Source organism: Rothia sp. 11254D007BW, from assembly GCF_053548195.1.
Map to the genome: position 1 here is coordinate 475,400 of NZ_JBPWPK010000001.1, position 22,251 is coordinate 497,650.

Below are 22,251 nucleotides of genomic sequence, written 5' to 3' on the forward strand. Positions count from 1 at the left end.
GCTCAGAACCTAGCGGTCTGCGGCCTGAACCTTCAGCGCGCGAGCCAGGGAGTCGCGTCCTTCTGCTACCTGACGCTTGAGGGCGGCTGCGTCCTCAGGCAGGGCAGCGAGATAGGCCTCGGCCTTATCCAGGACCTCCTGAGTGTAGAAGCGGGGGAAGAGCCCGCCGATAATCTGGCTTGAGATCTCGTGGGAGCGCTCGCGCCAGACTCCTTCAATAGCCTCAAAATAGCGGTCAATGTAGGGTTCTGAGAACTTCGGAGCACCGCAGTAGAAGCCGAGAATAGCGGAGCGCTGCACGATGTTAGAGAGCTCGCCGGTCTCCACCACGGCCCGCCAGGTTTCTGCCTTGGCCTCAGCGGTGGGGATAGCAGCCTTAGCGGTGGCAGCAGCCTGCTGGCCGTTGGAGGTGTTGTCCTCAGCCAGGGCTGCATCGATCTCAGCTGCGGTGACGCGTCCGCCCGCAGCCAGAGATCCCAGCAGGTTCCAGCGCAGGTCGGTATCAATCTCCAGACCTTCCAGAACGGTAGCACCATCGAGCAGAGCTGCTACAGCATCGAGCTGGTCTGAGGTGTGGGCCAGGCGGGCGAAGGTACCTACAAGCTGGAACTGGTTATCAGAACCGGCCTCAGCTGCCTGAGCCAGCTGCCAGATACGGTCAGCGGCCTCAGCTCGAACAGCCTCAGCATGGGCGGGGTTCAGGTAGGCGCGCAGGGTGTTCTCAAGGTTGAGAAGCTGGGTGCGGACGGCGGTGGAGTTAGTCTCTGCCCCGATATTACCCAGAACCAGTTCAACAAACTGGCGGGCGGGCATTTCGGCATCACGCACGGTATCCCAGAGCGAACCCCAGACCACGCCGCGGGCAACAGATGAGTCAATGGCACCCAGGTGGGCAACGGCGGTGGCGCGGGAGCGCTCATCGAGGCGAATCTTGGCGTAGGCCAAATCTTCGTCGTTCACCAGAATCAAATCGGGGCGCTTGGCGCCAACGGCCAGGGGAACCTCGGTAACCTCGCCATCCACATCGATTTCTAGGCGGTCGGTGCGGGTGAGCACCTCACCGTCGAGATTGTAGAAACCAATGACCAGACGGTGGGGGCGCAGGGTCTCAAAGCCCTCAGCGTAGGTCTGGCGCAGGGCCAGGCGGGTAATGGTGCCATCCTCTGCCTCTTCGACCTCGGTGGTCAGGGTGTTGACCCCGGCGGTCTCCAGCCAGAGCTTAGACCAGGTGCGCACGTCGCGTCCGCTGGTCGCCTCCAGCTCATCGAGCAGGTCATCGAGCACGGTGTTGCCGTAGGCATGCTTCTCGAAGTAGACCTTGAGGGCGGCCATAAAGTTATCCTGCCCTACCCAGGCCACCAGCTGACGCAGCACAGAAGCGCCCTTAGCGTAGGTGATGCCGTCGAAGTTGACCTGAACATCCTGCAGGTCACGAATCGGGGCAACAATGGGGTGAGTAGAGGAAAGCTGATCCTGGTTGTAGGCCCAGGTCTTCTCTGAAGCCGAGAACGTAGCCCAGGCCTCAGGTGCAAAGCGGGTGTTCTCAGCAGCGGCCAGAGTTGACATAAACTCAGCGAAAGACTCGTTAAGCCACAGGTCGTTCCACCACTTCATGGTCACCAAATCGCCAAACCACATGTGGGCCAGCTCGTGCAAAATGGTGATAGCGCGGCGCTCAACAATCGCCTCGGTCACCTTAGAGCGGAAAATGTAGTTCTCCAAGAAGGTCACAGCACCGGCATTCTCCATAGCACCGGCGTTAAACTCCGGAACAAAGAGCTGGTCGTACTTCTCAAAGGGGTAGGGGGTCGAGAACTGCTCTTCAAAGAACTCAAAACCCTGGCGGGTGATGTGGAAGACCTCATCGGCATCCAGGTACTCCATCAAGGACTGACGTGCGTAGCAACCCAGCTTCACCTCGCGGCCCTCACTGTTGGTGAGTGAGGAATGCACGCTAGCATAGGGGCCAGCAATAATCGCGGTGATGTAGGACGAGATACGCGGGGTAGGCGCAAAAGCCCACTTCTTGCCGTCCGCCACTTCTTCAACAGACGCCTCAGGCTGGTTCGACACCACAACCCAGTGGGCAGGGGCCGTCACAATAAACTCAAATTCAGCCTTCAAATCAGGCTGCTCAAAGACCGGGTACACGCGGCGGGAATCGGGTACCTCAAACTGGGAGTAGAGGTAGACCTCGCCGTCCACCGGGTCCACAAAGCGGTGCAAACCCTCGCCAGTATTGGTGTAGAGCATATCGGCATCAATCACCAGCTCATTGCTCTCAGCCAACGCCGGCAGGGCAATACGCACACCGTCAGCAGCGGTCACCGGCACCGACTCACCATTGAGCTCAATACTGTGCACCGTATCGGTAATCGCATCGATAAAGGTTTCACTCCCGGCAACCGCATCAAAACGCACCACCGTACGAGAACCAAAGACCCGCTCACCGCGCGTTAGATCAAGCTCAACCGTGTACGAATGCACACGCTGAACCACAGACGCTCTCTTCTCAGCTTCGGCACGGGTCAAATTCATTCCAGGCATGAGGAATCCTTGTCAATCAAATCTGAAGTTAGAGGCCTGCCCATCTGTAAACCACAGAAAACAAGCCACAGGGGAGCTGCACGTGACCTACAATCGTATATAGGGCAATACACAGCACATACCTTCCCAATTCTATGTGCTTGCCAGTGATTCACATAACTAAATTTCAGTGCGGTCAACCGGCCCCCACCCACCACGACCAAAGGAGACACCGTGCGTGTACACATCGCAACCGACCACGCAGGCCTAGAACTCAGCCACTACCTCATCGAAGCACTCACCGAGGCCGGCTACGAAATGGTCGACCACGGACCCGCTGAATACGACGCCCTCGACGACTACCCCAGCTTCTGCATCAATGCGGCGCTCGCCGTCCGCGCAGACCGCGCAGCGGGACTTGACTCCCTGGGCATTGTGCTGGGTGGCTCCGGCAACGGTGAGCAGATGGCCGCTAACAAGGTTGAAGGCATCCGCGCTGCTCTGGCCTGGAACCACGACACCGCAGCCCTGGCCCGCGAACACAACAACGCCCAGGTCGTTGCAGTGGGCGGACGCCAGCACACCAAGGAAGAAGCCCTCGACATCATCAAGGTCTTCCTCACCACCGAGTGGACTAACGAAGAGCGCCACGCCCGCCGCATCGGTCAGATGGCAGAATACGAGCAGACCGGTGCAATAGCCGGCAAGCAGATCGACAGCTACGAGGACTAATGCCAGAAGGGCACTCAATTCACCGCCTGGCCCGCCAGCTCACCGACGTATTTGCCGGTGCCCAGCTGGCGGTCACCAGCCCCCAGGGAAGATTTGCGGACGGCGCAGCCCTGCTCGACGGTCATACCTTCGACTCGGCTTTCGCCCACGGTAAGCACCTCTTCGCCCGTTTCTCCAACGAGCTCTACCTCAACGTCCACCTGGGAATCTACGGTGCCTTCACCTTCGGGGGAGACGAGCACTTTACGGGGGCCTCCTCGATTGGTGCTCCCCGTAAAATTGGTGAGCAAGAGGACCACCGTACTGAACTCTCCGCTGAACCTCCTGCACCCCGGCCGACCACCCGCGTCCGCCTAGTCTCAGGGCACGGCTGGGCAGACCTGGTAGGCCCCACCATCTGCCGAACCCTCACCCCCGAGGAAGTGGGGGAAGTACGCGCAAAACTGGGCCCCGATCCCCTGAATCGGGACGCCGACCCGGCTGCCTTCTACGCTGCGGCGGCCAAGACCAGTCGGCCTATCGGCGTAGTTCTTATGGACCAGAAGGCTATCTCGGGGGTAGGAAACATCTTCCGCGCAGAATCCCTCTACCGCACCGGCATCGACCCCTTTACCCCGGCTAAAGAATGCAGCCGCCAGCAGCTTGAAGCCCTCTGGAACGATAACAAGCACCTACTGGAAATCGGCGTGCGCGTAGGTCGCATCATTACCACTGAGCCCGCCGACAGGCCTGGCATCCCGGAAACCGAGGCCTGGCCGGATTACGCTAACTACGTGTACCACCGCCAGGGCCAGGCATGCCCCCGCTGCGGGGCAACTATTGCGATGGAAGAAGTTGCCGGTCGTAAGCTCTACTGGTGCCCGGGCTGCCAGCACTAGATAACTAGCCTAGCTACACGGTCAAACGATACACATAAGGCCCCCGGTGATTACCGGGGGCCGTTCTCGTTGATGTGCGCTAGCGGTCTGTCAGGTCAGAGAGGTTAAAACCGGTGGTACCGTCGGTGCACTGTACACTCACCGGGCCGGTAGTCGTGCAAGTCATGCCCATCCAGCTGATGGACTGCCCCTCGGGCAGTACCGTGTTGGTCTTGAACCAGTCGTGGGTGGCAGCACGCCCGCGGGCCTGCACCGTGCGGGGCTGGGTATCACCGGGCCCCATTGATACCGATTGCAAGACCCAGTTCTTTGAGTCATCGGTCATGCAAAATACACCGTAGGTCTGCATCAGGCAGGCTATCTGGGGGTCAGGAGTCTGGAAGACAACGGAGGGCTGGTCGGCAGCCGCAAAACTATAAGCTGCAAGGTCAGCCACCGGGGTTCCCGTTACAAGATCGGTGGTCACCAGAGAAACTGGGTCGATGGTAAAGCCGTCGTTGACCGGGGGAGTCAGTGCCGTGGCGCTAGGGGAGGGTGCTGCGGTCTCAACCGCAGAAGGTTCTGCGCTGGGAGTTTCTGTTGTTGGCTCAGCGGTGGGGCTGGGGGTGCTACTTTCGGACGGGGCAGTGGTCGCACTGCTTGCGGCGCTAACGTCAGTTTCAGCGGGGGCAGCGGTGGTCTGGTTACTCCCGCAGCCTACAAGTGCTAGGACGCCGGTAGCGAGCAGGGCGCTCACCGGAATGAATCGAGCAGATAGGGGTGCTAAAGCCATGAAGAAATCAACCTTGCGGTAAAAAGTACGGTTATATACCCCAATATTAGGGGAGGGGGCTCGGGTATGAAAGGTTCTTCTTGTGAAGAGAAAAAGCCATCATGACATCGAAGGGCTACTATGCGCGATACCGGACACTTACTGGACCAGGCTAACCTGGTGCTCTTCGACCTAGATGGCACCCTGCTTGACAACGATACCGCTACCGCGGTGGGATTTAATCGGGCTGTTCGGGACTTTGGTTTTGAGGGGGAAATCGAGGACACCCAGAGCTACTTTCAGGCATGGGCCGATATTCAGCGCGAGGATTTTCAGCGCTATCTGGCCGGTGAACAAGTCTTCGATGAAAACCGATTATTTCGTACCTCAAGTCTTTTACACCTCATGACGGGTGAGCAACAGAGCGCCGACCGGGCTCAGAAGTTTCTGACAACCTTGCAGGAGGAAACCCGCAAAGCCTGGGCCCCATTTGCCGAGCTTGATAGGTTCTTTGAAGAACTAGGTAGGCAGTTCGGGCACCTAGAGGTGGCAGTTATCTCCAACGGGTCACAGTTAACAGAGCAGAAAAAATTGGATGCTATCGGCTTGCACGATATGCCCCTCTTTTCTTCAGAGCGCGTGGGTATGAGTAAGCCTGACCCCTTGCTTTTCAGATTTGTGTGTGCTCAGTTGGAGGTGGACCCGGCTTTTGCGGTGCATGTGGGTGATAACTACATTGCGGACGTCGCTGCCCCGGCTCGAGCGGGCTTGCAGGCTGCTTGGGTGAACCGTCATCGTCGTGGCCAGAAGTTACCGCGCGGGACCGTGAAGGTACGTGACTTGGTGGAGCTACTGAATGTACCTGCCCCAGTTGCTCGCAGGTTTTTCTAGGGATGCAAAAATGGCCACTCGGAAGAGTGGCCATGAAGCGAGCGGCTGACGGGATGGAGGCACCGTGTGCGAGTGCGCGAGCACTCAAGAGGTGCTGGAATGACTTCCGTCTTCCCGAGCGATAGCGAGCGGCTGACGGGAATCGAACCCGCGTATCAGGCTTGGGAAGCGTGCGCTCTACCATTGAGCTACAGCCGCGTGAGAGGGGATGACGGGAATCGAACCCGCGTAATCAGTTTGGAAGACTGAGGCTTTACCATTAAGCTACATCCCCGAATGGGTGCCCAGTGTTGTGGACGTGTTCCAGTAAACCTGGTCGAACGGGGCCTTGTCAAATCAAGGTGACGTCGGCGTTTCCCAACACGCCCTGGGCGTAATCGGGGAGTGAGTTAGGTTTTGGGAGCTGGAACCGCTAAACTGGGTGGTGCCTTCCGTGCAAATCGGGGTGTGGCGTAGCTTGGCTAACGCGCCTGCTTTGGGAGCAGGAGATCGCAGGTTCGAATCCTGTCACCCCGACGTGAAATAGAACGACCCGCCGGAAACGGCGGGTTTTTCTATAGAACGTTATATCTAGCCCCACTCTTTTCCGGGTGGCGGTTCCAATCAAGTTATCAGGAGATCAACGGACGTGAAGACTGCCGTCGAGAAGATCAACCCGACCCTCGCAAAGATTGAGGTCGAGGTTCCCTTCGCTGAGTTCAAGACCTACCTTGACCGTACCTACAAGTCACTGGCTAACCAGATTTCGGTTCCCGGTTTCCGTAAGGGTAAGACCCCCAAGGCTCTCATCGATCAGCGTGCAGGCTTTGACTTTGTTGTCGAGAACGCTCTGAACGATGCTCTGAACAGCTACTACTCACAGGCTCTCGCTGAGAACGAGCTGACCCCCCTGGCGCAGCCCGAGCTCGACATCGTTTCTAAGCCTGAAGAAGGCAACCGTGAAGCTGACGTAAAGCTGACCATTGAGGTCACCGTCCGCCCCGAGATTGAACTGCCTGACTACTCAGGTATCAAGGTTGAGGTTGCAAGCGTAGAGGTCACCGAAGAAGACGAGCAGAAGGCACTCGATGCCCTGCGCGGCCGCTTCGGCACCCTGAAGGCTGTTGACCGCCCCGCAGCTGACGAAGACTTCCTGACCATCAACATCGCCGCTGAAATTGACGGCGAAGAGGTTGACGCCGCTAACGACCTGTCCTACCAGGTTGGCTCCGGCACTATGCTGGACGGCCTGGATGAGGCTGTTCTTGGTCTGTCTGCCGGCGAAGATGCAACTTTCGTCACCAAGCTTGCCGGTGGCGAGCACGCCGGTGAAGAGGCAACCGTTAAGGTTGAGGTCACCGCTGTTAAGGAGCGCGAGCTGCCCGAGGCTGACGACGACTTCGCTCAGCTGGCTTCAGAATTCGACACCATTGCCGAACTGAAGGAAGACCTGAAGAAGCAGGCTGCTGATTCCAAGGTCGCCGAGCAGGGTGCAGAAGCACGCGACAAGGTCCTCGACGCTCTGGTTGAACTGGTTGAAATCCCCGTTCCCGAGAAGGTCATCGAAGACCAGCTGGCTCAGCACTTCAACGCTCCCGGCCAGGACGATGACCACGACACCGAAGAGCACCGCGCAGAGGTTCGCGAGAACACCGAGCGTGCCTTCAAGAACGAAATCATCCTCGACGCTATTGCTGAGAAGGAAGAAGTTTCTGTCGAGCAGGCTGAGCTCATTGATTACATCATCACTATGAGCCAGCAGTACGGTATGGACCCCAACCAGTTCGCTCAGATGCTCGACGGCTCAGGCCAGTCCGGCATGATCGTCGGCGAGGTTCGCCGCTCAAAGGCTCTGGCAGCTGTTCTGGCTCAGGCTGAGGTTAAGGACGCCGACGGCAAGACCGTTGACCTCTCATCCTTCCTGGGCGAGACCGCAGACGCTGAATAAGTTAGCACCGCTGAGGCTCTAAAACTTTTCTAGCGCAAGCCCCCGCAAGACCCTGATTGGGTTCTGACGGGGGCTTTGTGCTGCCTGCGTTAAAACTCGTGGGAAGAGGCGGACGCGGCCTCCGGCGTCCGCGGGTGAAAGTGGCTGACCTGGGCATTGGGAAGTCAAATACAGGAAATAAGTTAAATAAATATTCCGTAATAGGGGTTTTGGGGTTGCATAAGTAAGGTGGGGCTAACTAATCTTAGGTAAGTCAAGCCTTACACGATGTTGAGGCTTACCAAGTACACACCACTACCAGATATAGGAAAACCCGTGAAGGCCAACCGTATCTCCCTGCTTGCAGCCACTTCCGTTCTAGCACTGGCGCTAACTGCCTGTGGTGCAGGCACCACTGATGCCTCCAATGACTCGAGTGCCTCTACCTCCACCACCGCTTCTGGATCAGCGAGCCAGACCGCTGGCACCGTCACTGTTACCGATAACTACGGTGAGGTCACCGTTACTGTACCTCCCCAGAAGGTAGCAGCCACCGATAACCGCACTTTTGAGGTACTCGAAGCCTGGGGCGTTGACCTGGTTGCCGCTCCTGTCACCCTCGTTCCTGCAACCGTAGAGACCTATAAGAACGACTCCTCCATCACCGATATCGGCACCCACCGTGAGCCCAACCTGGAGCTACTGGCCGCCGAAGAACCTGACCTCATCGTCAACGGCCAGCGCTTCTCACAGCACTACGATGCCATCAAGGAACTGAATCCCCAGGCCGCCATCCTCGAACTTGAACCCCGCGAGGGCCAGCCCCTGGATGAAGAGCTTAAGCGCCAGGTTACTGTACTGGGTGAGGTCTTTGGTAAGCAGGCCGAAGCTGATCAGCTCATCGCAGACTTCGACGCCGCTCTAGCCCGCGCTAAGGCTGCCTACGACGGCGAGTCCACCGTCATGGCCGTCAACGTTTCCGGCGGCGAAATCGGCTACATTGCCCCCTCCATCGGCCGCACCTACGGCCCCGTCTTCGACATGCTGGGCCTCAAGCCCGCCCTCGAAGTTGAAGGCTCCTCTGACAACCACCAGGGTGACGATATCTCGGTTGAAGCCATTGCAGAAGCCAACCCCGACTGGCTGCTGGTTCTTGACCGCGATGCTGGCACCAGCACCGATGAAGGTTCACCCGCTGCCGCAGACGTCATCGCCGGTAGCTCAGCCCTGGCTAACGTCACCGCAATCACCAAGGACCAGATTGCTTACGCTCCGGCTGATACCTACACCAACGAATCCATCATCACCTACACCGAGATCCTCAACGATCTTGCCGATAAGTTCGAAGCCGCCAAGTAAGGCACTGGCTGAGACCCTATAACCGATGAAAAAGGAGTCATCCTGCCCTCGCGGCGGGGTGACTCCTTGAGGGCTTTTATGACGACCACCGAAACCACCCGAGTTAGCCGCACCAGGAACTCCCTGGTCAGCGGCAAATTCCTGCTAGCCAGCCTGGGAATTGTTGCCCTGCTCGTGCTCTCCTTGTTTACTGGGGAGTACGACATCTTCAACAAGGCTGATGGCGCTGCCATGTTCTCCATCACCCGCATACCTCGAACCATTGCCCTGGTGCTGGCCGGGGCAGCCATGGCTATGTGCGGTCTGGTGATGCAGATGCTGACCCAGAACAAGTTCGTGGAACCCACCACCACCGGTACCACCGAATGGGCAAGTCTGGGCCTGCTCTTTATGCTCTATTTCTTCCCGGCAGCAAACCTCTTGCAGCAGATGACGGCGGCAATCGTCTTTGCTTTTATCGGGTCGATGGTCTTCTTCCTCTTCCTGCGCCGGGTTTCACTCAGGTCATCCTTGATTGTTCCCATCGTGGGCATGATGCTGGGTGCCGTTGTTTCGGCCTTCACCACCTTCTTTGCCCTCCAGACCAACCTGCTACAGAACCTTGGTGTGTGGTTCGCGGGCAGTTTTACGTCTGTGATTAAGGGGCAGTACGAGGTGCTCTGGCTGGTGCTCCTGGTGGTCGCCGTCATTTTCTGGTATGCCGACCGCCTGACCGTCGCTGGTCTGGGCCAGGAATTTGCCACGAACGTAGGGCTCAACTACGCCCAGATTATGCTGGTAGGTACCGCCCTGATTGCTATCGCCACCGGTGTGGTGACCGTGGTGGTCGGGTCCCTGCCCTTCTTGGGACTAATTGTTCCCAACATCGTCAGCATGTTCCGCGGCGATGATTTGCGCTCCAACCTGCCCTGGGTTGCCCTGACCGGTATCGGGGTTGTGACTGTCTGCGACCTGATTGGGCGCACTATTATCGCCCCCTTCGAAATCCCGGTGTCGGTGATTCTGGGTATCGTGGGTGCTCTTGTTTTTATTGGTCTGATTGTGAAGGGGCGCCCTCGTGTATCAGCAGGCAAGTAAGGAAAGCCGGGTGGGGGCGTCCGCTCTGCCCGAGATGACCACAGGCGCGGACGCCCGCCCCACCTCCCGCAGGGCAGGCATCTCCCGGAGCGCAGGGGCTTTCAAGACCCCTGCTTCTGCCCGCACTTACTGGGTGCTCCTGGCTGCACTCACAGCTGCCGCTGCGCTGGCAGCCTTCGCTCTGCTGGCCTACGGAAACCCCTTTGAAACCGGCACCCCCAAGTGGTGGCTCATTGCTGAGCGCCGCTCCAACGCCCTGATCGCGATGGCTGTAGCCGCTGTCTGCCAGGCTGTAGCAACGGTGGCTTTTCAGACGGTGACCAACAACCGCATCATCACCCCCGGTATTCTGGGCTTTCAGGCCCTCTACGCCGCGATTCACACGGCAACCATCTATTTCGCCGGGGCAGCCGGGCTGATTGCTGCCCGCACCCTCGACACCTTTATTTTCCAGCTGGTCATGATGGTGGCCCTGAGCCTCTTGCTCTACTCCTGGCTGCTGACCGGCAAACGGGCCAACATGCACGTCATGCTCCTGGTCGGTGTGGTACTGGGTGGGGGACTGGGGTCAGTCTCAACCTTCATGCAGCGCATGCTGACCCCCAGCGAGTTTGATATCCTGACCGCCCGCCTCTTCGCCTCGGTCAACAACGCCGACCCCGCCTACTACCCGGTAGCCCTGCCCCTGGTCGTCCTGAGCGTTGCGGTGCTCTACGCAAAATCCCGCACCCTCAACGCCCTCTCCCTGGGCGCACCCGCGGCTACCAACCTGGGAATCAACCACCGCCGCGAATCCATTATCGTGCTGGTGATCGTCGCCATCATGATGGCGGTCTCCACCGCCCTGGTCGGCCCGCTGACCTTCCTCGGCTTCTTGGTAGCAACCCTCACCTACCAGTTCGCCGACACCTACGACCACCGCTACCTCTTCCCCATGGCAACAGTGCTCTCCTTTGCCATTCTGGCGGTCTCCTACTTCATCATGAACCACATCTTCTCAGCCCAGGGCGTGGTAGGCATTATTATCGAGCTCATCGGTGGCCTCACCTTCCTGATCGTGATTCTTCGAAAGGGCAAACTATGATCACCCTCCACCAGGTTGCTAAAAGCTACTCCGGTGAAACCAACATCGGCCCGGTCGATGTTCAGCTGCCTGCAGGCGGAATCACCGCCCTGGTCGGCCCTAACGGTGCCGGCAAGTCCACCCTGCTCACGATGGTGGGCCGTCTACTCGATATTGACGCAGGCACCATCGAAATTGGTGGCCTGAATGTGGCCACCACCAAGTCCAAAGACCTGGCCAAAGTCGTCTCGATTCTGCGGCAGGAAAACCACTTCGTCACCAAACTCACCGTGCGCCAGCTGGTGGGCTTCGGGCGCTTCCCCTACACCGGGGGCCGACTCACCGCTGAAGACGAAGAGATTATTTCCCGCTACATCGACTTCCTTAACCTCACCACCCTCGAAAACCGCTACCTCGATGAACTCTCAGGCGGCCAGCGGCAGCGGGCCTACGTAGCTATGGTGCTCTGCCAGGAAACCGACTATGTGCTTCTTGATGAGCCCCTCAATAACCTCGATATCTCGCACTCCGTGCAGATGATGCAGCACCTGCACAACGCCGCCCGCACCCTGGGCCGCACCATCATCGTGGTGCTGCACGACATCAATTTCGCCGCCCGCTACGCCGACTACATCTGCGCTATCAAGGACGGCAAACTAGCCCGCTTCGGAACCGTTGCAGAGATCATGCAAGATGACCTGCTCACCGATATCTTCAACACCCCCATCCAGGTGATCCAGGGCCCCAACGGCCCCATCGCCTGCTACCACTAGGCACCGTGCCCGCTCGCTCTTGCTCACAGCGTAGCGGGCACATGCCAACAGCGAACTGAAGGGCAAAAGGCAATTTTTGGAGCCCCAAAAGCGATAACCTAAGTGTCAAGCAAATCTTTGGCACCGGCGTCCGCGCGGGTGCTGCAACCGACACAAGGAGCGGAACACATGTCCTTCACCCCTGAAGCACACCAGGCCCCCGCCATGGAAACCCCCATGGGCGGTCAGGACGACTACGTCTACAACCGCCTGCTCAAGGAACGCATCATCTGGCTGGGCTCCGAGGTGCGCGACTCCAACGCCAACCGCATCTGCTCCCAGCTCCTGCTGCTCTCAGCTGAAGACCCCGAGGCAGATATCTACCTCTACATCAACTCACCCGGCGGCTCCGTCACCGCAGGCATGGCCATCTACGACACCATGCAGCTGATCCCCAACGACGTTGTCACCGTGGTGACCGGCATGGCAGCTTCCATGGGCCAGTTCCTGCTCACCGCAGGTGCCCCCGGCAAGCGCTACGCCACCCCCAATGCCCGCATCCTCATGCACCAGCCCTCCGGTGGCATCGGCGGCACCGCCTCCGACATCCGCACCCAGGCCCAGCTGATTCTCGACATGAAGAAGCGCCTGAGCGAAATCACCGCAGAGCGCACCGGCCAGACCGTTGAAACCATCCTGCGCGATAACGACCGCGATAACTGGTTCACCGCCGAAGAAGGCCTGGCCTACGGCTTCTTCGACAAGATTCTCGACAAAATCGGCCCGGCCACCAGCGCCACCGACAAGTAAACCGGCACAGAACTTTTTACAGGAGAAACGAATGATTCACCTTCCTTCAACAACCGCACCTGCCGGTATGCCCACCGACCGCTACGTGCTCCCCAACTTCGAAGAGCGCACCCCCTACGGCTACAAGCGCCAGGACCCCTACGCCAAGCTCTTTGAAGACCGCATCATCTTCCTGGGCGTGCAGGTCGACGACGCCTCAGCTGACGACATCATGGCCCAGCTGCTGGTGCTTGAGTCCCAGGACCCCGACCGCGACATCACCCTCTACATCAACTCACCCGGTGGCTCCTTCACCGCGATGACTGCTATCTACGACACCATGCAGTACATCCGCCCCGAAATTCAGACCGTCTGCCTGGGCCAGGCTGCCTCAGCTGCCGCCGTCCTCCTGGCAGCAGGTACCCCCGGTAAGCGCCTTGCTCTGCCTAACGCCCGCGTGCTGATTCACCAGCCCGCCCTCTCGGGTCAGCAGGGTGGCCAGGCTTCTGATATTGAGATCCACGCTAACGAGGTTATGCGTATGCGCGAGTGGACCGCCCAGACCCTGGCCCTGCACTCCGGCAAGACCTTCGAAGAGGTCGATAAGTCGATTGAGCGCGATAACATCCTGACCGCTAAGGGCGCCCTGGAATACGGCATCGTTGACCAGGTGCTTGAATCCCGTAAGGCCGTCAAGCCCTCCTTCAACACCGCCGAGAAGCACGACTAAGCACTGCTCACGTTCAGACTCGGTGCGGACGCCGCCTTCCGCCCCACCTGCCCAAAGGCAGGGAAGGGCAGGGGCGGCGTCCTTCTGTCTGCCGAGCGGTAGAGAAGGAATAGCCCGCCTGGTTCAACTGTTAAGTCATAAAGACGTAACCTTGCTTGAACCGTCACATGTTGGGCTAGGCAGGTTTTCACGGTAGATTAGGTAGAGGAACCCAAGGAAAGGTAGGGTCTATGGCTCGCCTAGGCGATAGCACCACTCTTCCCAAATGCTCATTTTGTGGGAAGAACCAGCGACAGGTTCGTAAACTGATCGCCGGCCCCAACATTTACATCTGCGATGAATGCATTGAACTGTGCAACGAGATTCTCGAAGAAGAGCTCGCCGATGTGAAAGATTTGGGTGCCGTTGAAGTGCTCCCCACCCCGCGTGAAATCTTTGACCACATGCAGGAGTACGTGATTGGCCAGGAGGCCGCCAAGCGTGCTCTATCTGTTGCCGTTTACAACCACTACAAGCGTATTCGGGCCCAGCAGAGCCCTGCCTTTGAGGCCAAGGAGCTTTTAGCCACCGAGGGCGAAGACGTAGAGATTGCCAAGTCTAATATTCTCTTGGTTGGCCCCACCGGCTCGGGTAAGACCTACCTGGCTCAGACCCTGGCTAAGAAACTCAACGTACCTTTTGCCGTTGCCGACGCCACCAGCCTGACCGAGGCCGGTTACGTGGGCGAGGACGTTGAAAACATTCTGCTCAAGCTCATCCAGGCTGCCGACGGAGATATTGAAAAGGCCCAACGAGGCATCATCTACATTGATGAAATCGACAAGATTTCCCGTAAGGCTGATAACCCCTCCATCACCCGGGACGTATCGGGTGAGGGTGTGCAGCAGGCCCTGCTCAAGATTCTTGAGGGCACCGAGGCAGCTGTGCCCCCGCAGGGCGGGCGGAAGCACCCCCAGCAGGACTTCCTCAAGATTAATACCGCCAATATCCTCTTCATCGTCGCCGGTGCTTTTGCCGGTATCGAAGAGATTGTGGGCGGGCGAGTGGGCCGCAAGGGCATCGGCTTTGGCGCATCTATTGACCAGGCCGCTAAAGAGAGCGATATTCTCACCAAGCTCATGCCTGAGGACCTACTTAAGTTCGGTCTGATTCCTGAATTTATTGGCCGCCTGCCCGTGCTGGCAACCCTGGGTAAGCTCACCGAATCTGACCTCAAGCGGATTCTGACCGAGCCTAAGAACGCCCTTGTCAAGCAATACAAGCGCATGTTTGCCCTCGACGGGGTCGAGCTGATTTTTGAGGACGCCGCCGTGGCAGCTATTGCCCGCCAGGCTGTTGAGCGAGATACAGGCGCCCGCGGTTTGCGCTCCATCATGGAGTCGATTCTGCAGCCGGTCATGTTCGATGTACCCAGTCGCTCAGACGTCACCTCGGTCATTATTGACGAGGCTGTTGTGGCGGGGGAGAAGGACCCGATTCTGGTGCTCGAAGCCCCCGAGAAAAAATCTGCCTAAAACGTTCCCGCTGTCGGTGCTTGTACATGCCGGCAGCGGGCTCTTCTATGTCACCCCTAACTGAAAGGTAACCCCGTGGCTGAAAATACCGTTGATTTTTGGTTTGACCCTACCTGCCCCTGGTGCTGGATGACCTCCCGCTGGATTAAAGAGGTTGAGACCCAGCGTGATGTTGCCGTCACCTGGCACCCCTTCTCACTCGCCGTCCTGAACGAGGGCCGCGACCTTGACCCGGGCTACCGCAAACACATCGACAACACCTGGGGCCCTGCCCGCGTGGCTACCGCCGTGGCAGAGCAGTACGGCCAGGAGAAACTCGATGAACTCTACACCGCCCTGGGCGAGCAGATTCACCACCAGAAGAACAAAGAGGGCACCTATTTCGAGAAGGCTATTGAAGCTGCCCTGGCTGAGGTGGGTCTTCCTGCTGAGCTAGCCCAGGTTGCCTTTACCGAGGAGTACGACGAGCAGATGCGGGCCTCAACCCGTGCAGGTCTAGACTCTGCCGGTGGCGATGACATCGGCGTGCCCCTGATGAGCATCAACGGTGTGACCTTCTTTGGCCCCGTGATGTCACCTGCCCCCACCGGTGAAGAAGCAGCTAAGGTCTTCGACGGCGCTGTGGCTCTGGCCTCTTACCCCGGTTTCTTTGAGATTAAGCGCCCCCGCAACGTTGGCCCGATTTTTAACATCGAACAATAGTAACGAGCTGGCACTGAACGCCCAGCTGCTGAATACACGATAAGGCCCGGTTCCAGATTGTCTGGAACCGGGCCTAATCTTCTGATGCAGCTGTACCGGGCCGGCATACCCCCGAAGGCGGCTGGCTGGGGCTGGCATGAATTGCGCGAGCGCACCAGCGCGAGCTCAAGAAGGTTAGCCGTCTAGGGGGGTATGCAGGCCCAGTAACATTAGCTTTCTTCTTCGGTAATCAGCACAACGTCAGTGACGGCCAGCTCGCCCTCTGCTTCGGTGAGGGTGAGGTCACGGGCGTTACCTGCTGCCTTGAGGTCGCCGAGACCGCCGCGGATGCGGGTGATATCTTCGGCTGAACCGGTGATGGTTGCGGTTTCGACCTCGGTGCGCTGCTTGACCTGGGCCTCTGACTTGGCCTTGCGCAGGCCGCCCAGGGCAGCTGCTACGGTGGGCAGGACTGCGGGGTCGGCGTCCGCCACGGCGGCGGCAAAGCCGTCGGTGGTGGGCCAGGGTGCGCGGTGCACGGAGCCTGCTCGCCACCACGACCAGATTTCGTCGGTAACGAAGGGCAGGAAGGGGGCAAAGAGGCGCAGCATGGCGTCGAGGGTGGTGGCCAAGGCTGCCAAGACGGAGGCCTGTTCGGCTTCACCGACGTTGCCGTAGGCGCGGTCCTTGATGAGTTCGACGAAGTCGTCGGTGAAGTGCCAGAAGAAGGTCTCTGAGATCTGCAGGGCACGAGCGTACTCGTAGTTCTCAAAGGCGGCGGTGGCTTCTTCAACCAGGGCAGCTAGGCGGGCTAGCAGGGAACGGTCGAGCTCGTTGGTGAGGACGCCTGCCGCGGCCTGGTCGGTGATGACCGAGTTGGCGGTGGCACCTAGGCCGAGGACGAACTTGGAGGCGTTCAGCAGCTTGATGGCCAGACGGCGACCAATCTTCATCTGGGCTTCATCGTAGGCGGTATCGGCACCCAGCTTGGCGCTGGCAGCCCAGTAGCGAACGGCGTCCGAACCGTACTTTTCCAGAACTTCGTTGGGGACCACGACGTTGCCCTTAGACTTGGACATCTTCTTGCGGTCCGGGTCCAGGATCCAGCCGGAAAGGGCGGTGTCGGTCCAGGGGACGGAGTTCTCCAGGGAGTTGGAGCGAACCACGGTGGAGAAGAGCCAGGTGCGGATGATGTCGTGACCCTGGGGGCGCAGGTCCATGGGGAAGGTGACCTTGTGCAGGTTCTCGTCCACGGCCCAGCCGGTGGCAATCTGGGGGGTCAGCGATGAGGTGGCCCAGGTGTCCAGGACGTCGGGGTCGGCGATGAAGCCGCCGGGCACGCCGCGCTGGTCTTCGGTGTAGCCGGGGGCGGCGTCCGACGCGGGATCAACGGGCAGCATATCTTCGCTGGGGACGATGGGCTCATCGTAGTTAGGTTCGCCGTCGGCATCCAGCTTGTACCAAACAGGGAAGGGCACGCCGAAGAAGCGCTGGCGGGAAATGAGCCAGTCGCCGTTGAGGCCCTCGACCCAGTTCTCGTAGCGGGAGCGCATGAAGGCGGGGTGCCAGGTGATTTCACGTCCGCGCTCTACCAGGGCCTCACGACGGTAGGCATCGCGGCCACCGTTGCGGATATACCACTGGCGGGAGGCCACGATTTCAAGGGGCTTATCACCCTTTTCGTAGAACTTAACCGGGTGGGTGATGGGCTTGGGGTCGCCATCCATTTCACCGGCTTCAACCAGCATCTCAACGACGGTCTTCTGGGCGGTGAACACGGTGGCACCTGCCATGCGCTCGTAGCGCTCGCGGCCCTCGGCGGAGGTAATCCACTCGGGGGTGTCGGTGGCGAAGCGGCCGTCGCGGCCAATCAAGGCACGGGTGGGCAGCTGGAGCTCGCGCCACCAGGTGACGTCGGTGGTGTCGCCGAAGGTACAAATCATGGCGATACCGGCGCCCTTGTCGGGCTGGGCCAGGGGGTGGGCCTTGATCTCGACCTCAACGCCAAAGAGGGGAGAGGTGACCTTGGTGCCGAAGAGGGGCTTGTAGCGCTCATCGTCGGGGTGGGCGACCAGGGCAACACAGGAGGGCAGCAGCTCGGGGCGGGTGGTCTCGATCCAGACCTTCTCGCCGTTCTCACGGTGGAAGGAGATGCGGTGGTAGGCGCCGGGGCGTTCCTTGTCTTCCAGTTCTGCCTGGGCCACCGCGGTGCGGAAGGTGACGTCCCACATGGTGGGGGCCTCTGCCATGTAGGCATCGCCGCTCTTAAGGTCGTTGAGGAAGGCCAGCTGGGAGACCTTGCGGGAGTGGGCGTCGATGGTGCGGTAGGTGTGTGACCAGTCGACGGACAGACCCAGGGTGGTGAAGAGCTCTTCGAAGACCTTTTCGTCTTCTACCGCCAGGATCTCGCACAGCTCGATAAAGTTCTGGCGGGAGATGCGGGGCCAGTCGCGCTGGTTCTTGGCGGGCTTTTCGGGAGCCTTGAAATCGGGGTCGTAGGGGATAGCTGGGTCGCAGAGTACGCCGTAGTAGTTCTGCACGCGGCGTTCGGTGGGCAGGCCGTTGTCGTCCCAGCCCAGGGGGTAGAAGACGTTCTTGCCCTTCATGCGCTGGTAGCGGGCGATGACGTCGGTCTGGGTGTAGGAGAACATGTGACCGACGTGCAGGGAGCCGGACGCTGTGGGCGGCGGGGTATCGATGGAGTAGACCTGCTCGCGGGTGGTGTTGGGGTCGAATGCGTAGGTCTTGTTGGCGGCCCAGTTCTCGGTGAACTTCTTTTCGAGGCCTTCAAGGCCGGGCTTCGCGGGGACGGTAATTTCTACGGTGTTTTCTGCGGGCGTGTCTGTGCCCAGGATGTTTTCTGCCATAAGGGCCATTATCTCATGTTTCGGTCTAGGTTTCAGGGGGAGAGGAGGCGGTGGAGTAGTAAGGAAAAGTACCGCCCACTTTCTTAGTTGGTGGGTCAGTCTTTCGTTTAGCAGGGTTGCGGCACTCCGGGTGCCTCGCTTAGTGGTCGGTCTACGCAGTAGCCCTCCAGCCCACACATGTAACCTTGCGCCCCGACTCACTTAGTACTGAGTCAAAGAGGCGTCCGAGTTATATCATGGGAATGATTATTCACTTTCTACCAGAGGAGTCGCGTTGGCGCAGATTTACGACAACAAATCCATCGCTGTGCAGGGGCTTGATATTGATACTCGAACCATGGCTCTTGCCGGTGGTTTGCGCCGCTCTTTCAAGCATTTTACTTCGATTGATATTGCAACTGGTTACATCGATTTGCGGGGTTGGGGTGAGATTGCTGAGCAGGTCGCAACCAAGCCTTTTGACGCTGAGAGCGGCGCACCTATAGCTCGTATCTTGGTGGGTATGGTGGCTCGCTCAGATGCCCAAGCAATGCTAGAACAGCTACAGCATGATGTGCGTTCTGATGAACCCCCGCGCCGTTTGATGCATGATGAGCGTAATGCTGCGCGCGATGGTTTGGTGCGGCATCTGCGTGATCAGCTGACGCGCGGTTTGCCGACCCATGAGGCTGAGCAGGCTCTGAAGGCTCTGGGTGAGCATTTAGCCTCGGGTAGAGTGCAGATGAAGGTTTATACTGTTGAGCCTTTGCACGGCAAGACCTATATCTTTAGGGGTGGCTCTTACCACCAGCATACGGCTTATGTGGGTTCTTCAAACTTTACGCGTGCTGGTCTTACATCTAATCTTGAGCTCAATGTTGAGGTTGAGGATCAGGATCAGTGTCAGAAGCTGAGCACGTGGTTTTCTGGGCTTTGGGATGATCAGCGTTCGTTGCCTATTACGCAGGAGATTCTTGAGATTTTGCAGGATTCTTGGGTGAATCGGCAGGCATCTCCGTATGAGATTTATTTAAAGGTTTGTTATTCTCTGTCGCAGGATATGCGTAATGGGTCTGGTTATGTTTTGCCGCGGGTTCTTGAGAAGAAGCTTTTGGATTATCAGAAGACTGCGGTGAAGATTTTGGCGCGTCGTATTGTGCGTCGTGGTGGCACGATGCTGGGTGATGTGGTTGGCTTGGGTAAGACTTTGACTGCGATTGGTACTGCGGCGATGCTACAGAATGCTGAAGAGTATCGTACCTTGGTGCTTTGCCCAAAGAACCTTGTGGAAATGTGGAAGCAGGCTTTGGCTGATTATGAGATCGAGGGCGCGGTAGTGTCTTATTCTATGGCCCATAGGGAGCTGGGCGAGCTGCGCCGTCGCTATCATTTTGTGATTTGCGATGAGTCCCATAATCTGCGTAACAGCAGCATCAGGGTTTACAAGGCAATTAAGGATTTCATTTCTGAGTGGGATTGCAAGGTTCTGCTCCTTACAGCAACCCCCTTTAATCTGTCTTTTGAGGACGTTGGCAATCAGCTGGCACTCTATATTGACGATGATTATGATTTGGGTATTTCTCCCACGGTTGCACTAGAAAAAGATCCCTCGCTTGAGGCAAAGGTTGATGGTAAGCTAACTTATCTTTCAGCCTTTATGAAGTCTAATGAGCCAGAAGACTGGAAGCGTTTGATGAGCGATCATTTGGTGCGCCGTACTCGGTCTTTTGTGCGTAAAACGGCGAAGCGGGCCCCGCTGGTATTGGCTGATGGTACGCCGGTCTTATTGCCTAATGGTGATCCTGAGATGCGTGAGTATATGGAGTTCACGCGGGGGGACTCACAAGAGAAGGAACGCTTTTTCTTCCCGAATCGTGTGTCTGAGGTGATTAGTCATGATTTTACTTCTGACGATCCGGCATCTGTGATGGAGTCTGAAGAGACTCTTGATGCCTTGAAGAATTTGAAACTGCCCCGTTATAGCTTGCATACCTATCATGATGAACGTAAACCTCATACTGATGAGGATCAAGAGATTATGAAGAATGTGGCGAGTGGGCGCGGTAACGTGGCTGGCTTTGTTCGCACTGGTTTGTTTAAGCGTTTGAGTTCTTCGGGTTTTTCTTTTGTGGAATCTTTGAAGCGGCAGAAGAGTCGTAACGAGGTATTTCTTTATGCCTTGGATAACGGTTTAAAGTTGCCTCTTGGTTCTTTTAGCGAGGTCCAGTTTGGCTCTGACCTTGATATTGAGCCTGACCTTCCGGTCTCTGAGAGTTCGAAGCTTCGTTATGATGCCTTGCAGAGGAGTGCTCCGCGGGAGACTAAGTGGGTGAGCTCTACGATTTTTAAGAGTTCCTTGCGTAAGGATTTGCAGCATGATATCGATTCGCTAGATTACATGCTTGCTGCTTTTGGCAACATCACTGTTGAGACAGATTCTAAGCTCAAGGTTCTAGCTGACTTTGTGAAGCAGCATGAGGGCGAGAAGGTTCTTATTTTTACTGAGTACAAGGACACCGCTTATTATCTAGCGCAGGGACTCAAACAGCTGGGTGTGCAAAGGGTTGAGGCTGTCAGTGGTGATACTGAAGATCCGGCCTCCTTGGCTCAGCGTTTTTCGCCGCTGTCTAATCAAGATGTCCTACAAGGTGATGAGGTTGAGAACGAGATTGATGTTCTGGTTGCTACCGATGTTCTTTCTGAGGGGCAGAACTTGCAGGATAGCCATATTGTGGTGAATTATGACCTCCCCTGGGCAATTATTCGCCTGATTCAGCGGGCAGGTCGTGTTGATCGTGTAGGGCAGTTGTCTCCTACGGTGAATATTTATCTGATTTCTCATGAGAATATTGAGCATCAGTTGAGCTTGCGTTCGCGTATTCAGCAGCGTTTGGTTGATTCTGCGTCTGCTTTTGGTTCGGATGAGCAGTTCTTTGGCACTGAGCAAGAGAAGCAGATTCTGGATGATTTTTATAACGGCAGAATGGCTGATGAGAGCCTTGATGAGGATGATTCTGCTGATGCGACGTCGGTTGCCTGGGAGGTGTGGTCTTGGGTTCTTGAGCATAAGCCTGAGTTGGCGAAACGTATTGAGCGTATGCAGGATCAGAGTTATTCGACTCGTGAGTTGCGCCCGCAAGATCGTAATAAGTATGTGGGTTCTTATGTTTCTACTGAGTCTGGGCTGGATATTTTTGCTGTGCGTGAGTTTGTTCCAGAGACTGCCCAGTATCGAGAGCGTTTGATGACGGCTGATGAGGCCTTGCGCTTTTTTGAGGCTGAGGAGTCTACGCCTACGCTTGATCGTTTGGATGATCATTTTGAGATGCATGCCCAGGTGGTTCGTTTTGCTTTGAACCAGGAGAATGTCACGGCGGGTAATCTCAGGGGTACTCGTAAGCGGGTGTGGCGGCGTTTCCATAGCGATAGTGCCCGTTTAGGCTCTATGGATTCGCTTTTGGCTACTGTTGAGAATGCGGATGAGGCTTTGAACGCTCTTTATGAGAGCCCTCTGCAGTCTGCTGCTGAGGATGAATTGCGCAGGGCTTTGCGTGCCCAGGTTTCCGAAGCTGAGCTAGCTGCCCTCTTGGTTCGTCTCCATGAGGAAGGCAGGCTGGTGCTGTCTGGCATTCAGAATGACCCTGCGCGGGTTGTATGTTCTTTGGGCGTTATAGCGCCCTAGCCTTGATGATCGATGGGGTGGAGGCAGGGGATATGTGAGTCTGCCCCGCCTGTGTAAGTTAGTTAGATTTTTGG

General features: G+C 57.7%; 16 protein-coding genes and 3 tRNA genes. 14 read left to right on the forward strand and 5 right to left on the reverse strand.

Annotated features, from left to right (window positions below):
* Positions 1-9: 9 nt before the first annotated feature.
* Positions 10-2,547 (reverse strand): aminopeptidase N, encoded by a 2,538-nt coding sequence (gene pepN / locus ACEE43_RS02160; protein WP_449107034.1) that lies wholly within the window; start codon positions 2,545-2,547, stop codon positions 10-12.
* A 213-nt stretch (positions 2,548-2,760) separates the two neighbouring features.
* On the opposite strand from pepN, the gene ACEE43_RS02165 reads away from it, so the two are divergent.
* Both ACEE43_RS02165 and ACEE43_RS02170 read left to right on the forward strand, forming a co-directional pair.
* Positions 2,761-3,258 (forward strand): ribose-5-phosphate isomerase, encoded by a 498-nt coding sequence (locus ACEE43_RS02165; RefSeq protein ID WP_449107035.1) that lies wholly within the window; start codon positions 2,761-2,763, stop codon positions 3,256-3,258.
* Positions 3,258-4,136, forward strand: coding sequence for an Fpg/Nei family DNA glycosylase (locus ACEE43_RS02170; RefSeq protein ID WP_449107036.1), 879 nt, complete (start codon positions 3,258-3,260; stop codon positions 4,134-4,136). The genes ACEE43_RS02165 and ACEE43_RS02170 overlap by 1 nt, the downstream gene beginning before the upstream one ends.
* A 79-nt stretch (positions 4,137-4,215) precedes the next feature.
* Here the strand turns inward: ACEE43_RS02170 and ACEE43_RS02175 are convergent, their stop codons facing one another.
* Positions 4,216-4,908 (reverse strand): hypothetical protein, encoded by a 693-nt coding sequence (locus ACEE43_RS02175; protein WP_449107037.1) that lies wholly within the window; start codon positions 4,906-4,908, stop codon positions 4,216-4,218.
* A gap of 120 nt (positions 4,909-5,028) precedes the next feature.
* Between ACEE43_RS02175 and ACEE43_RS02180 the strand changes: the two genes are divergently transcribed.
* The gene (locus ACEE43_RS02180) at positions 5,029-5,778 is read left to right on the forward strand and encodes an HAD family hydrolase (protein WP_449107038.1); all 750 of its coding nucleotides are present in this window, start codon (positions 5,029-5,031) and stop codon (positions 5,776-5,778) included.
* Positions 5,779-5,905: 127 nt separating this feature from the next.
* Here ACEE43_RS02180 and ACEE43_RS02185 read toward each other — a convergent pair.
* Positions 5,906-5,976, reverse strand: a tRNA-Gly gene (locus ACEE43_RS02185).
* A gap of 5 nt (positions 5,977-5,981) precedes the next feature.
* Positions 5,982-6,052: transfer RNA gene (locus ACEE43_RS02190), tRNA-Gly, on the reverse strand.
* Positions 6,053-6,219: 167 nt separating this feature from the next.
* Between ACEE43_RS02190 and ACEE43_RS02195 the strand changes: the two genes are divergently transcribed.
* The 10 genes from ACEE43_RS02195 (at position 6,220) to ACEE43_RS02240 (ending at position 15,670) form a co-directional block, all read left to right on the forward strand.
* Positions 6,220-6,294 (forward strand) — tRNA-Pro (locus ACEE43_RS02195).
* 112 nt (positions 6,295-6,406) lie between these two features.
* A complete protein-coding gene (gene tig / locus ACEE43_RS02200; protein WP_237209962.1) occupies positions 6,407-7,705 on the forward strand; it encodes a trigger factor in 1,299 nt (432 codons plus the stop codon).
* A gap of 315 nt (positions 7,706-8,020) precedes the next feature.
* Entirely contained in the window at positions 8,021-9,043 is a 1,023-nt protein-coding gene (locus tag ACEE43_RS02205; protein WP_449107039.1) for a siderophore ABC transporter substrate-binding protein, read from the forward strand.
* 78 nt (positions 9,044-9,121) lie between these two features.
* On the forward strand, positions 9,122-10,120 hold the full coding sequence (locus tag ACEE43_RS02210; protein WP_449107040.1) for an ABC transporter permease: 999 nt from the start codon (positions 9,122-9,124) through the stop codon (positions 10,118-10,120).
* Positions 10,101-11,204 (forward strand): iron chelate uptake ABC transporter family permease subunit, encoded by a 1,104-nt coding sequence (locus ACEE43_RS02215; RefSeq protein WP_449107041.1) that lies wholly within the window; start codon positions 10,101-10,103, stop codon positions 11,202-11,204. Before ACEE43_RS02210 ends, ACEE43_RS02215 begins: the two co-directional genes overlap by 20 nt.
* Complete coding sequence (locus tag ACEE43_RS02220; protein WP_237186140.1) at positions 11,201-11,956, forward strand: iron ABC transporter ATP-binding protein; 756 nt, start codon at positions 11,201-11,203, stop codon at positions 11,954-11,956. The genes ACEE43_RS02215 and ACEE43_RS02220 overlap by 4 nt, the downstream gene beginning before the upstream one ends.
* Before the next feature lie 168 nt (positions 11,957-12,124).
* Complete coding sequence (locus tag ACEE43_RS02225; protein WP_272878352.1) at positions 12,125-12,745, forward strand: ATP-dependent Clp protease proteolytic subunit; 621 nt, start codon at positions 12,125-12,127, stop codon at positions 12,743-12,745.
* Between the two features lie 31 nt (positions 12,746-12,776).
* Positions 12,777-13,454, forward strand: a complete 678-nt coding sequence (locus ACEE43_RS02230; protein ID WP_449107042.1) for an ATP-dependent Clp protease proteolytic subunit — start codon at positions 12,777-12,779, stop codon at positions 13,452-13,454.
* Positions 13,455-13,684: 230 nt separating this feature from the next.
* Entirely contained in the window at positions 13,685-14,968 is a 1,284-nt protein-coding gene (clpX, locus tag ACEE43_RS02235) for an ATP-dependent Clp protease ATP-binding subunit ClpX (protein ID WP_237242601.1), read from the forward strand.
* 75 nt (positions 14,969-15,043) lie between these two features.
* On the forward strand, positions 15,044-15,670 hold the full coding sequence (locus tag ACEE43_RS02240; RefSeq protein WP_449107043.1) for a mycothiol-dependent nitroreductase Rv2466c family protein: 627 nt from the start codon (positions 15,044-15,046) through the stop codon (positions 15,668-15,670).
* Between the two features lie 209 nt (positions 15,671-15,879).
* Here the strand turns inward: ACEE43_RS02240 and valS are convergent, their stop codons facing one another.
* Complete coding sequence (gene valS / locus ACEE43_RS02245) at positions 15,880-18,516, reverse strand: valine--tRNA ligase (RefSeq protein WP_449107044.1); 2,637 nt, start codon at positions 18,514-18,516, stop codon at positions 15,880-15,882.
* Positions 18,517-18,790: 274 nt separating this feature from the next.
* Here valS and ACEE43_RS02250 point away from each other — a divergent pair, with 274 nt between their 5' ends.
* The gene (locus ACEE43_RS02250) at positions 18,791-22,177 is read left to right on the forward strand and encodes a helicase-related protein (protein ID WP_449107045.1); all 3,387 of its coding nucleotides are present in this window, start codon (positions 18,791-18,793) and stop codon (positions 22,175-22,177) included.
* The last annotated feature ends 74 nt before the right edge of the window (positions 22,178-22,251 follow it).

Coding starts and splice junctions, on each gene's coding strand:
- pepN (WP_449107034.1), bottom strand. CDS start 2,547: ATGCCTGGAATGAATTTGACCCGTGCCGAAGCTGAGAAGAGAGCGTCT.
- ACEE43_RS02170 (WP_449107036.1), top strand. CDS start 3,258: ATGCCAGAAGGGCACTCAATTCACCGCCTGGCCCGCCAGCTCACCGAC.
- ACEE43_RS02175 (WP_449107037.1), bottom strand. CDS start 4,908: ATGGCTTTAGCACCCCTATCTGCTCGATTCATTCCGGTGAGCGCCCTG.
- ACEE43_RS02180 (WP_449107038.1), top strand. CDS start 5,029: ATGCGCGATACCGGACACTTACTGGACCAGGCTAACCTGGTGCTCTTC.
- ACEE43_RS02210 (WP_449107040.1), top strand. CDS start 9,122: ATGACGACCACCGAAACCACCCGAGTTAGCCGCACCAGGAACTCCCTG.
- ACEE43_RS02220 (WP_237186140.1), top strand. CDS start 11,201: ATGATCACCCTCCACCAGGTTGCTAAAAGCTACTCCGGTGAAACCAAC.
- ACEE43_RS02225 (WP_272878352.1), top strand. CDS start 12,125: ATGTCCTTCACCCCTGAAGCACACCAGGCCCCCGCCATGGAAACCCCC.
- ACEE43_RS02230 (WP_449107042.1), top strand. CDS start 12,777: ATGATTCACCTTCCTTCAACAACCGCACCTGCCGGTATGCCCACCGAC.
- clpX (WP_237242601.1), top strand. CDS start 13,685: ATGGCTCGCCTAGGCGATAGCACCACTCTTCCCAAATGCTCATTTTGT.
- valS (WP_449107044.1), bottom strand. CDS start 18,516: ATGGCAGAAAACATCCTGGGCACAGACACGCCCGCAGAAAACACCGTA.